The sequence below is a fragment of the Citrobacter sp. Cpo126 genome (assembly GCF_030332445.1).
GTDB classification, from domain to species: Bacteria; Pseudomonadota; Gammaproteobacteria; order Enterobacterales; family Enterobacteriaceae; genus Citrobacter; species Citrobacter portucalensis.
In genome coordinates this window covers 81,642-96,698 of the sequence record NZ_JAOWHT010000037.1, presented here as the reverse complement: position 1 = coordinate 96,698, position 15,057 = coordinate 81,642, and the positions used below count along the sequence as shown (strand labels likewise).

Here is a 15,057-nt window from a genome sequence, read left to right as displayed (position 1 = left end):
GACATAGGTAAACAGAGCAAAGGCTGTGCCAGAATTTGTGTCACGCGGGGGAGTTATGGATGCCGACGGGGCGCAAAGCCCCGCAAGTCTTGGGATTAGCTATACAGCAGTTCGTAGATATAAAAATATTCCGCGTCCGATAAGCGAATGGCATAGGCCTCTTCGATCGGCAGGAAAGCAGATTTAATGACACTAAACGCACGAACATCCAGATCCGGCTTGTTCTCCAGCGCCATCTGTAACGGTTTGCGGTTAATCACGATACGCTCGACCATACAGCAGCAATGGATCAGGAAGCGCAGTGTCACCTGACGGCTCGGTTTGAGCGACAGCGCAGCGGTCAGATGATTCAGCACGCCTTCCATCTCTTTCAGAATACGCTGCGGGTTGAGCACCGAAATATGGTTAATGATGCTCTCCATAGTCAACGCGCTGATAAAGCGCATCGCGCTACGCTCCATCTCCAGTCGGCGTTCGCTGCTGGAGAGATCTGGCGTCAGCAGGCTGAGCACCAGCTCAGGGCCTTGCTCAGAGAACAACTCCTCGAGCGAGATAAACGGAATATCCGGCAGTCCTGGCTGGAAAGTACCCACTATGCCCGCCAGACGTTCACTGGCGTTAATCGCCTGCTGAACACGCTCCAGGCTGCGAACTTCGTTGTAATCGAGGATCACCATCCGCGTATCCTGCGACATCAACTCACCGAAGCTCTCTTCCAGCACCTTTTTGATTTTTTCTGCTGTTCCCATCCCTGTAATGCAAGAAATGACCAGCACTTTACCGCTGTTTTCCTGCTGTGGCGTACAGAGCTGACAGGGAATATTTTTGCTCTGCATCAACGCCGCCAGCTGCGGCAAGTCGCTGGTTTCGTAGCTTAAATCCAACCCTATTTCCAGCAGACTGGTGAGCGTGATGTTGGGCATCAGCAGAACGTCTATCTGGAATAATTTGCTGATCGTACTGCCAAAATGGACCAGCGAGCCAATATCCACCATCAGGATCAATCGGCGATACTGCCGGGTTTGGATCATCTGTGTCAGAGCTTCCAGCGTGTCATGCACTGACTGCTCGAAAGGCATATCGATAGCGCTGAACACCTCGCGCTCCAGCACGCGATTCACGTACTGCGCCTGGCTTGTGGCGGTCGTCGCGCCATGGGCAATCAAAATCACCCCGCAGTCAGGACTGGCGTCTATCCGTTGGCGGTAATGGCGACACTCTTTGAGGAACAGGCACAGCCAGACCACCTCCGTCGCCGGACACTGAATATGCAGCAGTTCATTGATTTTTCGGCATAACAGCGTGGCGTTTTCGTATTCATCTTTGCAGCGATCGAGGATCAGGCTGGAAGAATAAAGTTGCGGAATAAGGCCGCGCTGCACGTAGCCAATCAGCGCCAGAAAGTGTTTGCGCAGCGGGTTAACCAGATTTTCTGGCAGCGTAAAACCAAGCACCTGCTCAACGCAGCCGATCAGCAGCGTAACTCGCTCTTCAATCTGATCGCCATAGCGCGGGGGATGCGCCACACTGTCGCGGCTGTAGAGACCGTATTCAAAAATCGAGCTGAGTTTGTTTTTGAGGATTGCCAGCGTTTCAGCAGGTGGTACGTTGCTGTTACGCAGGTTGATATATTCCCGGGTCAGGAAGCTGTAAAAGAGATCGCTCTCTTCAATTTCGGCTCCGGTGGCCAGCGAATTTTTCAGTGCCGGCAACGTGCGGGCATCGATGCTCAGGTGCTCTTTGCCTTCGAACAGCGCTCCAACCAACAGACGTTGTTCCGGTGTGGCATTAAAGGGGATCTCGGTCAGACGTTTATCCAGCTGTAGCGTATCGCTGTGCTCCGTCATTCCCGAGGCCCAGGCCTGGGCGCAGAGAAACTGAATATCGCTCTTGAGCTGACCAATATTGCCTTCCAGCGGCTTGTTCAGCAGCCAGAGCAGCAGGGTACGGTCGATGCTTATCGTACGCTCGATTTTGCGGCTCTCACGCTGTAAGAAACCAACGATCAGCTCAACCTGCTCTTCCACCGAACGCTGGCGAATGCCGGGGAGATCGATACATACCTGAATACGTCGCTGGAAAGTGCGCAGCAACGCCGAACTTACCGGTTCGGTGGTCGCACATATCAGGCGAACCGAGATTGAACGCGCCACGGCGCTGGAACCCAGCGGCCGGTATTCACCTTTGTCGAGAATAGAGAACAGCTTTTCCTGACCTTCATACGGCAGACGATGCACTTCATCGAGCAGGAGATAGCCGCCATCAGCCTGTTCAACCAGACCGGGTTTATTCTCGTTTGCACCGGTAAACGCTCCCTGTCGATGACCAAACAGGTGCGATGAGAGCAGCTCCGGGTTATGCGCGTATTCCGCGCAGTTGAAATAGACCAGCGGTGGAGGTGTTCCCGGTGCACGTTCGCAGGCGAAACGGTGCATCAGTTCGGCAAAAAAGGTTTTACCCACGCCGGAGGGACCGGTCAGCAGAACATGTAGCCCGTGGGGATACAGCACCGCCGCGCGGCCTTTTTCCACCGCATCGCGCAGGCTGCGATCGTAACCAATCAGGCTGGAAAAGGGATCGTCTGTCGCCTGGTTTTCCTGAACAGGCAACAGGTCGGCAACGGTTTGCACTTCTCGCTCGGACTCATCCAGTTTGCGCCCCAGCAGCGTTTCAATCGCCTGACGATGCAGAAAGAATACCGGGCGCCCGCGGCTTTTAATCGCCAGGCCGTCGTTCCAGAGCTGATTGAGATCTTTACTGACCGAGTTGCGCGCCAGCCCGAGGTTGAAGCCAATGGCCTCCGCCGTGAACGCCGTTTCCTGCGCCAGATGGGCAAGATTCAGTCCTCGCGTCAGCCGTTCCAGCTCTCCCAGTATTATCTCAATCCGTCTCATCTCTTTACCGCTTAAGAAATAAATGATTGTTCAGAACATACACTATTATGCTGCGCAAGAAAGTGAGGCGGCATCCAGACCTTCCGGTCATCAAAACGTTTTCGACAAATAATGGCGCGCGGAACCGGTTTCCGGGAAGTTATCGAGGGTCATTTGCAGCTGATAGCCGTTTTTCTGATAAAACGGCAGCGCCTGGAAACTCATGGTATCCACCAGCGCATGCAGGCATCCTCTCTCACGCGCCGTCTGTTCTGCGGCCTGCATCAATTTTGTGCCGTAACCACCTTTACGCAGCGAGTCATGCATCCACAGAAAATCAATGCACAGCCATTCGCCTTTGATTTTGCCGATCAGCCCACCCAGAATGTCATTGCGCTCATCGCGCCAGTACACCGCCAGGTCGCCAAAATTGGTGGTTCTCAGAAACTGCCGGTTGTAAGCGCGCAATCCAGCAAGCAGGGCATTTTGATCGTCTTCGGTAATCGTATCTGTAATCTGTATTTGCATCCTATCCTCCTGAAATAACTACAACTTCTGGCTGATTTATTTTTAGACATTAACACAGGGTGATGAGTGAGTCGTATGCCGTCTACACTTACTCTTGAGATGATGCGCATAGACAACAAGGATTATTATCATGAAACGAGTCATTTTTCCGATTATTGCCGTCCTTTTCACGCTACCCGGTCTGGCACATGCCGACTCGGCTTATGGCAGTCTGCAGGCTGTACACGAAAAGAATACTGTTATGAAGGATTTACGTAAGATTTGCACCCCGCAAGGGTCGCCATCTGATGAGGTGTGGGAAAAAACGATTATGGCTGATACGCGTAATCAGCAGCACATCCGCGAAGCCATTCTGGCAATTCAAAGAAACAATCAAAACAACTACTGGGAAGCGCTTGGCAAAGTTGAATGCCCGGATTTATAGGCGTGAAGCGAAATAGCCCCACGCCAGAGGGAAAGCGTTAACGCTGAGGAATAATTAAGTCGCCGCGCAGCACGTACGACCCCAGCACGCTCTGGGTTTTCTCGTTAAGCCAACTGACGATCCGCGCCGCCATGGCGTCCATGGAATATTCAATCGCCGGGATCGTAGGGATTCCCGGCAGATGCAGCGAACCGGCCAGGCTAAAGACCATAATGTCTTGCGGTACTGATTTATTAAACGCCTGCAACTGCGGGATCACCCGCTGTGCCTGCTGTTCATCCGCCACCAGCAGCGCGTTAAAATTCAGCGTTGACGCGTTGTTCAGCAGCTCCTGCAAGGCCACTGACGATGACGTTGCAGCCATAAATACCAGGTTACGGTTAAACGGCAGGAAGTTTTTTTCCAGCGCGTGTTTATAGCCCAACAGCACCTGATCGGAGAAACCCATCCCGTCCGGATGAATTAAAGCAATCTGGCGTCGGTTCTGACTTATCAGGTAGTTACAGGCGGTTTCGGTAGCGAACTCATGATCGAACTGGATGCTGTTGACGTCATCGCCGGAATCCAGACAATCCACCAGAATGACATTCTCCTGATTGATGTTCAGCGGAAAACGCGCGCCAATAATCAGGACGTCATCGCACAAGCCGCAGCTTAATTCATCAAGAGCGCTCATGACTTCCGCTTTGGTATTGGCAAAACGCAGCAGCAGGTGCTTTTGATGCTGGCTAAGATGCTTTTCCAGCGCGTAGAGATAACCCGTGGTCTGATTAATGTTGTCCTGCGCGCATATCACGCCGATACAGCCCGTAGACTGGCTGAGTAGCGACTGCGCAATCACGTTCGGACGATAATTGAGTTCATCCACCGCTTTCAACACGGCGAGGCGGCTGGCCTCTTTTACGCCACGCGATCCGCTCAACACGCGTGACACAGTGGCTTTTGACACGCCAGCCAAACGCGATACATCGTTGATAGTAGACATCATTCTCCCCTGACAGGACCCGCCTGGCCCTTTCCATCCTGAATTTAACATTGGCTCAAATAATCGCCATCCGCAGTATAGCTGTTTCCGTTTTTCATGGAAACCGATTTTCCATTTGGACTCAAAAAGAGATCTTCACAGCTAATTTCGTGAGCTAAATCCAAATAATTAGCCTTATAAGAATAAGATCTTGATGGCCGTCACAGTTCTGTTTTCCATGAATGGAAACCGGTTTCCGTATGATATCAAATCAGACTCGCAATAAGTTTTTACATTTAAAGGATGGTTCACTATGTTCAGGATTATGTTGTGTTGTTCGGCAGGGATGTCCACCAGCTTGCTGGTTCGCAAAATGGTTGAAGAGGCAGAGTCTCGCGGATTGCCTGTGAAGATTGAGGCCTACGGCGTTTCCGAATTTGACATTCAGTTTCCAAATTACCAGGTGGTGCTACTCGGCCCCCAGGTAAAGTACATGCTTAATACGCTCTCCGAAAAGGCTGCCACCCAGGGTATACCCGTAAAAGCCATAGATATGATGGATTACGGTATGCAACGCGGTGACAAAGTGCTGGATTATGCTCTGTCGCTGATTGAAGCGACACACTAGAAAGGTGTCATTATGAGTTCGTTATATCAGTCAATGGTTGCCGTCATTGAACAATCCATCACCCCGCTCGCTGGCAAGTTAGGTCAGCAGAAGTATGTGATTGCAATTCGTGACGGTTTTACGGCGGCGCTGCCGTTTATGATCATCGGCTCCTTCATGCTGGTGTTTATTTTTCCGCCGTTCTCTGCCGATACCACCAACAGCTTTGCCCGGGGCTGGCTCGATTTCTCGGCAACTTATCGTGAACAGCTGATGCTGCCGTTTAACCTCAGCATGGGTGTTATGACGTTCTTTATCTCCGTGGGCATTGGTGCCAGCCTGGGCCGTCAGTTTAACCTCGATCCGGTGATGTCTGGCCTGCTGGCCTTTATGGCGTTTTTACTGGTTGCTGCACCCTATGCCGACGGTAAAATCTCGACGCAGTATCTTTCCGGTCAGGGTATCTTTACCGCCCTCATCACCGCCATTTACTCCACCCGTATATATGCATGGCTGAAGCAGAATAACGTGACAATCCGCCTGCCGAAGGAAGTCCCGACCGGCGTCGCGCGTTCATTCGAGATCCTCATTCCGGTACTGGTGGTGATTGCGACCCTGCATCCGCTGAACCTGTTTATCGAAGCACAAACCGGGATGATCATCCCGCAGGCGATTATGCACCTGCTGGAGCCGCTGGTTTCCGCTTCTGACTCACTGCCCGCTATTCTGCTTTCTGTGCTGTTGTGCCAGATTTTCTGGTTTGCCGGCATTCACGGCTCATTGATCGTAACCGGCATCATGAACCCATTCTGGATGGCGAACCTGTCCGCTAACCAGGCCGCTCTGGCAGCGGGCGCTGCGCTGCCCCATGTCTATCTGCAAGGTTTCTGGGATCACTACCTGCTGATTGGCGGCGTCGGTTCAACTTTACCGCTGGCATTCCTGCTGCTGCGCAGTCGCGTCGCGCATCTGCGTACTATCGGCAAAATGGGAATTGTGCCTAGTTTCTTTAATATCAATGAGCCTATTCTGTTTGGTGCGCCAATCATCATGAACCCGATGTTGTTCATCCCGTTTGTCTGCGTCCCGCTGGTTAACGCCGTGCTGGCCTATAGCGCCACCAAACTCGGCTGGCTGGCACAGGTTGTTTCACTGACGCCGTGGACTACGCCTGCGCCAATCGGTGCTTCCTGGGCCGCAAACTGGGCATTAAGTCCGGTGGTGATGTGCTTTATCTGTATGGCGATGTCAGCGCTGATGTACCTTCCATTCCTGCGTGCTTACGAACGTTCTTTGCTGAAAACCGAAGAGCAAAAAGCACAGGATGCCGTCTCCGTGGCGAACGCTGCCCGTAGCAACTCATAATGAATCAAGGAGTCAGAACAATGAGATACCGTTTTCCTGAAAACTTCTGGTGGGGCAGTGCCTGCTCAGCGCTGCAAACCGAAGGGGATAGCCTGAACGGCGGCAAAAGCCAGACCACGTGGGACGTGTGGTTCGACCGTCAGCCAGGTCGTTTCCATCAGGGAGTTGGCCCGGCAACTACCTCGACCTTTTATCAGCACTGGAAACAGGATATCGCACTGCTCAAACAGCTGAAGCATAACAGCTTCCGTACGTCTCTGAGCTGGTCGCGCCTGATTCCGGACGGTACCGGCGAGGTTAATCCTGAAGCCGTCGAGTTCTATAACAACGTCATCGACGAGCTGCTGGCACAAGGCATTACGCCATTTATCACCCTGTTTCATTTCGACATGCCGATGGTGATGCAGGAGAAAGGTGGCTGGGAAAACCGTGAAGTGGTCGAGGCGTTTGGCCGCTATGCACAAACGTGTTTTACATTGTTCGGCAACCGGGTTAAGCACTGGTTTACCTTTAACGAGCCAATTGTCCCGGTTGAAGGCGGCTATCTGTATGACTTCCATTACCCTAATGTGGTGGATTTCAAACGTGCAGCCACCGTGGCGTATCACACCGTACTGGCGCATTCGACGGCGGTTCGGGCATATCGTGCCGCAAACCATGACGGTGAAATCGGCGTGGTGCTGAATTTAACGCCTTCCTACCCGCGCTCACAAAATCCGGCGGATGTAAAAGCCGCACACTATGCGGATCTGCTGTTTAACCGCAGCTTCCTCGACCCGGTGCTGAAGGGTGAATATCCGGCAGATCTGGTTGAGCTGCTGAAGGAGTATGATCAATTACCAACATGTCAGCCAGGCGACAGCCAGTTAATCGCCGAGGGCAAAATCGACCTGCTCGGCATCAACTACTATCAGCCGCGTCGCGTGAAATGTCGTGATAGCGCCGTCAACCCGGATGCACCGTTTATGCCGGAGTGGCTGTTTGATTATTACGAAATGCCGGGGCGGAAAATGAACCCCTACCGTGGCTGGGAAATTTATGAGCCGGGTATTTACGATATTATTACCAATCTGCGTGATAATTATGGCAACCCGCGCTGTTTTATTTCTGAAAACGGTATGGGTGTCGAGAATGAGCAGCGTTTTATTCAGCAAGAGCAAATCAACGACAGCTACCGTATTGAATTTGTTTCTGAGCATCTTAAATGGCTACATAAAGGAATTAGCGAAGGCTGTAATTGTCTTGGCTACCATATGTGGACCTTTATTGATAACTGGTCATGGCTTAACGGTTATAAAAACCGCTACGGTTTTGTTCAATTAGATTTAGCAACGCAAAAACGTACGGTGAAAAAAAGCGGCGAATGGTTTGCCCAGACCGCCGAAAATAACGGATTCGATTAGGAAGAGAACAACATGATTGCATTAGAAGAAGCAGTAATGGAAATCATCGTCAATGCCGGGCAGTCCCGCAGTCTGTGCTTTGAAGCGCTGCATGCCGCGCGCGCTGGCAATATTGACGAGGCAAAAAGCCTGCTTCGTGAGGCTGACGGTTACGCCCGTCAGGCTCATCACATGCAAACCAAATTGATCGAACAGGACGCCGGGGAAGCCCGGCAACCAATGACATTAATTATGGTGCATGCGCAGGACCACTTAATGACGTCGTTATTAGCCCGCGAACTGTCAGAAGAAATTATTCATCTGTATCAGCGTTAATCGTTAATTACACATTCAACAACGGAGAAAGCATTACGATTAAATAAAGCAGCCCTGTACCCGTTATTAAATAGACAAATCAACTTGTTTTGGTGATAGCAAATTAAACCGAGACGGGATGGTTATTATCTTAAAATAAATTAATGCACACGCTTATTCAGAATGCTCTACGCAAACTGAAGGGTAAAGTGTCGATGAGATAACCATGAACATGATAAAAAAACTTCCAGTCACGCTGGCGGTCGTCGCCGCGCTGTGCCCAATTTCTGTCCTCGCACAGGAATTCACACAAGAACAAATCGATGCCATCGTTGCCAAAGCCGTCGATAAAGCGCTGGCTGAGCGTCAGGCTAAAATGGACGCCGCCGTGGCGAAAAAAACCGATGTCATTAACGAGCCGCAAAGCGCGGCGCAATCGCCGGATATGGCTATTCCGTTCGGTGTGAAATTCAGCGGCTATGCGCGTTACGGCGCGCATTTCCAGAGCGGCGATCAGAAATACGTTGGCGTTGATGGCTCCTACAACGGTGCTTCCGCTATCGGTCGCCTGGGTAACGAAGGCAACGGCGGCGAGTTCCAGCTCTCAAAAGCGTTCAAAAGCGATAACGGCGCCATCTGGGACATCAACGTGATGATCGACCACTGGGGCGACGAAGTTAACCTGAAAAAAGCCTACGCGGGCGTCACCAACGTACTGGAATCCAATCCCAACGCCTATATCTGGGCAGGCCGCGACTTCCACCAGCGTCCGCAACAGGGTATCAACGACTACTTCTGGATGAACCACGACGGCCAGGGCGCCGGGGTGAAGAACTTCGACATCGGCGGCGTACAGTTTGATGTCGCCACCGTTGCCGCAGTTGAATCGTGCAGCCCGGAAGTGATGGAAGACGAAGCCAACCCATCGCGTATTACCTGTACCGGCGGTTCCGGTACCGGCGATAAAGGCAACTACGCTGTGACGTCAAAAATTCACAATATGAAAGTGGGCCCGCTGGATCTGGAGATCTACGCCAACTACGGTTTTGACTCCAAAGCCGTCGAGAGCGATGACCGCCTGAAAGCCTGGCAGGGCGCATTCGTGCTGAGCCACACCAACGACAGCGGCGTGAATAAAGTGATTGCCCGTTATTCTGATAACTCCGACAACAGCGTCTATAACAAAACCGACGACCTGACTACGGTTTACGCCAGCTTCGAGGGAAGTCATAAGTTTACCCGCCAGGCGCAGGTGGAATACCTGTTAGCGTTCCATGATTACGATAACAGCACCGATAAGAGCGATAACCGTAAGAACTACGGCGCGATTGTGCGTCCAATGTACTTCTGGAACGACGTTCACTCCACCTGGCTGGAAGCGGGCTATCAACGCGTAGATTACGACAACGGCGGGGATAACCACGGCTGGAAACTGACGCTGTCGCAGAACATGTCGATCGCCATGGGACCGGAGTTCCGCCCGATGCTGCGCTTCTACGTCACCGGCGGCAAGGTGGATAACGATCGCACCGCGCGGGTCAACGGCACGCAGGATGAAACGCTGGACGACTTTAACCTTGGTGCCATGTGGGAAGCATGGTTCTGATTAGTGAGTCGTGAAGTGCCGGATACGGCGAGAACGCCTTATCCGGCGAACAACACCGAGATTATTGCATACCTTTTATGCGAACTTTCGCTGCCACCAAAAGCGCCGTCAGCAGCATCAGGCTGCCGGAAAGCATCAGGGGCGACAGCAGTCCGAGGGTATCGAGCGCATAGCCTCCCACCGCTGCCCCGCAGGTATTGGCAAGCTGGATCACGGCGACCTGGACGGATCCGGCTTTTTCTGCCTGATCGGCAAGTGAACGGGTGATCCACGTCGACCAGCCGACCGGTACCAGCGCAAACAACAGTCCCCAGATAATCGCAATACCCGCCGCGACCACTTTGTCGCTGCCCCACAGGATCAGGACCAGCGCACTGAGCGCCAGCACCAGTGGCGCACCGGCTAACGCCAGTTTGACCGAACGCTTCAAAATCATCGACGAGAACGACGTACCAACGAAACTGGCAATACCGAAGCTCAGCAGCACCAGCGTCAGGCCATCAACGTCAAAGCCCGCCAGATTCATATAGATCGGGCGAATATAGGTAAAGAAGGCGAACTGACCAGCAAAGGACATGAAGATGGCAATCATCCCGGCCATCACCCCAGGACGCTGCAACAGGCTGAACATGTTTTGTTTCTGATGCGAAGGTTCACCAGGCAGCGAAGGCAACGCTCTCACCACCCAAATCGTGCACAGCACGCCCATTACCGCCGCCGCATTAAACACGTTGCGCCAGCCGATAATGCCGCCCAAAAAGCTCCCCAGCGGCGCGGCAATTACCAGCGCGATGGAGACCGCGCCAAAAATAACCGACAGCGCTTTCGGCACCGTACGTGCAGGAACCAGACGCATGGTCAGCGACGCCGACATCGCCCAGAAGCCGCCAAGCGCCAGACCGAGGCAGGCGCGGCCAACGAGCAGCAGCGAAAAAGAATTGGCAAAGGAAACCAGCAGACAGGAAAGCGTCAGTAGCACCGAAAACAGGATCACCACATAGCGACGATCGGTCGCCTGAATAATTTGCGTCACAAACAGGCTGGCGAACATGGCGACAAATGCCGTCACGGTCACCGATTGCCCGGCCACGCCTTCAGAAATCCCCAAATCCTGCGCCATCGGCGTTAACAGGCTAACGGGGAGAAATTCAACGGTTATCAGGCAGGCAACGCAGAACGCCACGGCAAATACCGCCGACCAGTTAGGTCGGGAATTTGCCTCAGCGCGGGATTTTTGTTCAACAGCTTCACTCATTTTGCTACCTGCGTGGGGTTATTGTAGAAAAGTTACGCAGTGTAACATTAAATTTGTGACGTAATTAACGTTTTGACAACTATTCACCAGAGATCGGCTGCGCCTTATCCAGCCCAGGACAGAGAGCCCTTTCTGGCTCAATTAAGCGTCACGCGCAGCCCGGGCCAGGCCGGTTATCCACTCCTGATGACCGTTGATCATCGGATTGGGCAGCGTACGTGCCAGTTCTTGTGCCGGAACGCCAATTTGTGATTCCTGGGTCAGAATACGTACGCGCCCGCCGGGTAAATCCTCAAAGAGCCAGGCGTGGATCACATCCAGACGTGTAGTGGCGTCGCCTTCCGCCCAGCCATGCCAGGCAACACGCGCGGCCTGGCCGTCAACCGGCGGCACATACTCAGTGATTTGCGCTTCGATGGGGAAACCAAAAGTCGTAAAACGAAAGCGGGCATCCATGCTTAACAATGGACCGGAACCGTCGTGAAAACGGATATCCGCTACGTTGCTGTAATACGTCGGCCAGCGCGTTGTGTCATTAAGCAGTGCCCAGACGGCACGGGCGCTCAGTCCGGCAACGATAATTTCATTTGAAGCAAAGTTATCAGTCGTCCCCGGCAGATACGCTGCAGGCCAGATAATTGCACGTTGTTGAGTCGCTTGATTCATGATGTACCTCGTCGTGTGAGTTAACGAGGTACATCATGCTTTCGCGTAAGATATAAAGATAATGACGATTCAAAATAGTCGTCATCATAAATTTTGATATCAGTGCAGCCAGTGCACGCCATCCTCGGGCTGGAAAAAGGCGTTATAGCGCATCTGGAACGCATTAAGCTCCTGCATATCCGGCTCCATCTCGCGCAGAAAACCGAGCGCCAGACGCACTTGCGCGTCGGTAATCGGTGCAGCCAGCCGGGCTTTTTGCAGCCAGCGGTGCCATTGCAACAGGTTCTGCTCACTGCCGTCGACAATAACGATTTGCCAGATCAACAGCACCTGGGCAGCATTTTGTAGATGCGATTCATCAGGACGGTGGAGGTACTGTAAAAAAGCCTCTCCCTGTACTTTTCCCATCTGATCGATCATCGATTCTACCGGCACGACATCAATGTTCAGCCGCTCGCTCAGACGGCGAATTGCCCGCCGCGACCCGGACGTTAGCACCCGAAATCCCACCACAAAAACAACCACCAGCGTGGCCAGCATTATCCAAATCATGCGCACATCCATTACCAGACAGGACGCCCATCATAGCGGCAAATTCACCTCTGTCGACGACTGAACGTGTCATAATGTGACTTATCGAACTCGCAGGCAGACATCATGAAATCTGATATCAGAACGCTCGATCTCAATCTGTTAAAAACGCTGGATGCCCTGCTGGATGAACGCAGCGTAACCCGGGCGGCGCAGCGGCTGTCGCTCACCCAGCCTGCGGTAAGCGGTATGCTCAACCGCTTGCGCGACTATTTTGACGATCCGCTGTTTAGTCGCACACCGCATGGCATTGTTCCGACGCTGCGTGCCCAACAGTTGGCCGCTCCGGTCAAACAAATCCTCAGCGATATCGATATCCTGCTTAAACCGACACAATTTGACCCGCTCACCGCAGCGCTCACCTTTACCGTCGCCGCTACGGATTACGCGCTCAAAGCGGTTATCGTGCCATTTATTGCCGCGCTTCGCATGCGCGCGCCGGGCATTCGTGTACGAGTGATCCCGGTTGAGCCAGTGCTGCTCACCACACAGTTTGAGCAGGGGAAAATCGACCTGGCATTGCTGACGCCGGATTCCACGCCCGACAACCTGCACAGCCGGGCGTTATATGATGAAGAGTACGTTTGTCTCATGCGTCATGCGCATCCTGATGCGGGGGGACCGCTGACGCTCGATCGCTTCTGCGCGCTGGAGCATGTGCTGGTTTCTTATGAGGGTGAAAGTTTCTGGGGCGTCACCGATGAGGCACTGGCAAGCGTCGGACGCCAACGGCAGATTGGTTTGTCAGTTAGCAGCTTCCTGGTATTGCCGGACATCCTCGCTATCAGCGATATGATTGCCGTTGTTCCTGCCCGTCTGGCGTATGACGACACCCGTATGCACGTTTTACCGCCCCCGCTGCCCATAACCGGTTTTACAAAAAGCATGGCCTGGCATGAACGCACGCACCGCGATGCCGCTCATCAGTGGCTGCGCAATCTGGTACATGAAACCAGCCAGTTTAGAGCATAAAAAAGCCCGCCATTAAGGCGGGCAAAAGTTACCAATGCACACTTAACTCAAGCAACTTTCAATTGTTGAATCTTTTTCTCGCGGCGAATTTTACGTTCTTCAAACACGGCCACGATGGCCATCAGGCAGATACAGCCAATGGCGGCGGTATCCAGCGCAGCAAAGGTGCCTGCCCAGCCGGTCAGCCCGAAAATCGGCGTGCCGTCGGCAATCATCCCCAGACCGAGCTTGGCGAAGCTGTCACCAATCAGATAAGCGAAAGTGCCTTTAATCCCATCGGCTGCGCCGATCGCTTTTTTCGGCACAAATCCAACTGCCGCAACGCCGATTAACAGCTGCGGGCCAAACACCAGGAAGCCCAGCGCAAACAGCGAAGTCAGATAAACGTACTGGTTGCTGGCGTGCTGATAAACGCCCAGAGTGGCGATAATCAACGCCAGCGCTACACAGGCCACCAGCGCACGACGACCGTTAGCCAGATCGGAGAGCCAACCCCACATCAGCGTGCCAACCAGCGCGCCCACTTCAAACAGGGTAAAGCCCTGAATCGCCACTTCTTTGGAGAGCTTCAGCTCCTGGAAAGCGTAGACGGTGGACCACTGGTCGATACCGATACGCACTACGTACAGGAAGATGTTCGAGAAACATAACAGCCAGATTACTTTGTTTTTCAGCACGTACTCAACAAAGATCTGCCATTTGGTCATCTCGTTTTCTTCGGTCTCTTTGTCTTCTTCGCTGATCTCCTCACCGAACAGCTCTTCGGCTTTACCGAGGCCATAAGATTCCGGGGAGTCGCTGCCGTAGCGCAGGCCGATAAAGCCAACAATCAGAGCAATAATCGACGGGAAGATAAACATACCGATGACGTGACCGTCGAACAGATAGTTAGCGCCAAACAGCGCCACGCCCGCTGCACCCGCACCGCCGAGGTTGTGGGAGATATTCCACATACCGAGGTAAGAACCCCGCTTGCGACGCGGCGTCCATTTAGTAATGGTGGAATAGCTACATGAGCCGCCAGTACTCTGGAAGAAACCGCTCAGCGCGTAGAAGGCGATCATCAAAAACAGGCTGGTTGAACCCGCGCCCATGCTGGCGCTGAAGCCGAGCATACAGATGGCGGAGAGGATCAGCATAAACGGCAGGAACTGCTTGGTGTTTTTACCGTCCGCGTAGTAGGAAACCAGCGTTTTACCCACGCCGTAGGTGATGGAGAAGCCCAGGCCAATCATCCCCAGCTGCGTCATGCTCAGCCCGTAGGTGGAGATCATGTCGTTCTGCGCGATGTTGAAGTTTTTGCGGATCAGGTACATGGTCAGGTAGCCGATAAAGACCACCAGATAGGACTGCATGAACGGTTTGAACCACATTTTGCGCCGCACATCGAGCGGCAGATCCAGGGTCGGCTTGCGCACCTGGTTTAGAAAGGCCAGCATTTGACACTCCCGAGCTAATTTTTATACCTGCGAATAGCAGGCATTGTAAAAATCAGCCGGAAGACGCGCC

Annotated in this window: 14 protein-coding genes; 7 read left to right on the top strand and 7 right to left on the bottom strand. The window is 53.0% G+C overall.

The genetic code is table 11. The annotated features are described in order from the left end of the window. Positions 1–95 precede the first annotated feature (95 nt). Positions 96–2,894 (bottom strand): transcriptional regulator DagR, encoded by a 2,799-nt coding sequence (gene dagR, locus OGY17_RS17125; protein WP_032945425.1) that lies wholly within the window; start codon positions 2,892–2,894, stop codon positions 96–98. Positions 2,895–2,984: 90 nt separating this feature from the next. After that, positions 2,985–3,401 carry a GNAT family N-acetyltransferase gene (locus OGY17_RS17120; RefSeq protein ID WP_003827152.1) on the bottom strand — a complete coding sequence of 139 codons (417 nt, stop codon included), beginning with the start codon at positions 3,399–3,401 and terminating at the stop codon, positions 2,985–2,987. A 130-nt stretch (positions 3,402–3,531) separates the two neighbouring features. Here OGY17_RS17120 and OGY17_RS17115 point away from each other — a divergent pair, with 130 nt between their 5' ends. Beyond that, entirely contained in the window at positions 3,532–3,825 is a 294-nt protein-coding gene (locus OGY17_RS17115; protein WP_008786509.1) for a YicS family protein, read from the top strand. A 37-nt stretch (positions 3,826–3,862) separates the two neighbouring features. Here the strand turns inward: OGY17_RS17115 and OGY17_RS17110 are convergent, their stop codons facing one another. After that, a complete protein-coding gene (locus OGY17_RS17110; RefSeq protein WP_032941556.1) occupies positions 3,863–4,810 on the bottom strand; it encodes a LacI family DNA-binding transcriptional regulator in 948 nt (315 codons plus the stop codon). A gap of 292 nt (positions 4,811–5,102) precedes the next feature. On the opposite strand from OGY17_RS17110, the gene OGY17_RS17105 reads away from it, so the two are divergent. From OGY17_RS17105 to OGY17_RS17085, 5 genes are all read left to right on the top strand, one after another. After that, positions 5,103–5,417, top strand: coding sequence for a PTS sugar transporter subunit IIB (locus OGY17_RS17105; protein WP_008786511.1), 315 nt, complete (start codon positions 5,103–5,105; stop codon positions 5,415–5,417). Positions 5,418–5,429: 12 nt separating this feature from the next. After that, complete coding sequence (locus OGY17_RS17100) at positions 5,430–6,761, top strand: PTS cellobiose transporter subunit IIC (protein WP_008786512.1); 1,332 nt, start codon at positions 5,430–5,432, stop codon at positions 6,759–6,761. A 20-nt stretch (positions 6,762–6,781) separates the two neighbouring features. After that, positions 6,782–8,164: a 6-phospho-beta-glucosidase GmuD gene (gmuD, locus tag OGY17_RS17095; RefSeq protein WP_008786513.1), complete on the top strand. Its 1,383-nt coding sequence runs from the start codon at positions 6,782–6,784 to the stop codon at positions 8,162–8,164. Positions 8,165–8,176: 12 nt separating this feature from the next. Continuing rightward, positions 8,177–8,479, top strand: coding sequence for a PTS lactose/cellobiose transporter subunit IIA (locus tag OGY17_RS17090; RefSeq protein ID WP_008786514.1), 303 nt, complete (start codon positions 8,177–8,179; stop codon positions 8,477–8,479). Between the two features lie 205 nt (positions 8,480–8,684). After that, on the top strand, positions 8,685–10,064 hold the full coding sequence (locus tag OGY17_RS17085) for a carbohydrate porin (RefSeq protein WP_008786515.1): 1,380 nt from the start codon (positions 8,685–8,687) through the stop codon (positions 10,062–10,064). Between the two features lie 61 nt (positions 10,065–10,125). On the opposite strand, the gene nepI is transcribed toward OGY17_RS17085, so the two are convergent. The 3 genes from nepI to OGY17_RS17070 all read right to left on the bottom strand — a co-directional run bounded on the left by nepI (position 10,126) and on the right by OGY17_RS17070 (position 12,537). Further along, positions 10,126–11,319, bottom strand: coding sequence for a purine ribonucleoside efflux pump NepI (gene nepI, locus OGY17_RS17080; RefSeq protein ID WP_008786516.1), 1,194 nt, complete (start codon positions 11,317–11,319; stop codon positions 10,126–10,128). 141 nt (positions 11,320–11,460) lie between these two features. Continuing rightward, positions 11,461–11,985 (bottom strand): SRPBCC domain-containing protein, encoded by a 525-nt coding sequence (locus OGY17_RS17075; protein WP_286607878.1) that lies wholly within the window; start codon positions 11,983–11,985, stop codon positions 11,461–11,463. A 99-nt stretch (positions 11,986–12,084) separates the two neighbouring features. Next, complete coding sequence (locus OGY17_RS17070) at positions 12,085–12,537, bottom strand: DUF1198 family protein (protein ID WP_003827141.1); 453 nt, start codon at positions 12,535–12,537, stop codon at positions 12,085–12,087. Between the two features lie 105 nt (positions 12,538–12,642). Between OGY17_RS17070 and OGY17_RS17065 the strand changes: the two genes are divergently transcribed. Then, on the top strand, positions 12,643–13,548 hold the full coding sequence (locus tag OGY17_RS17065; RefSeq protein ID WP_220394479.1) for a LysR family transcriptional regulator: 906 nt from the start codon (positions 12,643–12,645) through the stop codon (positions 13,546–13,548). A gap of 47 nt (positions 13,549–13,595) precedes the next feature. Here the strand turns inward: OGY17_RS17065 and uhpT are convergent, their stop codons facing one another. Beyond that, the gene (gene uhpT, locus OGY17_RS17060) at positions 13,596–14,987 is read right to left on the bottom strand and encodes a hexose-6-phosphate:phosphate antiporter UhpT (RefSeq protein WP_153687844.1); all 1,392 of its coding nucleotides are present in this window, start codon (positions 14,985–14,987) and stop codon (positions 13,596–13,598) included. Between the last annotated feature and the right edge of the window lie 70 nt (positions 14,988–15,057).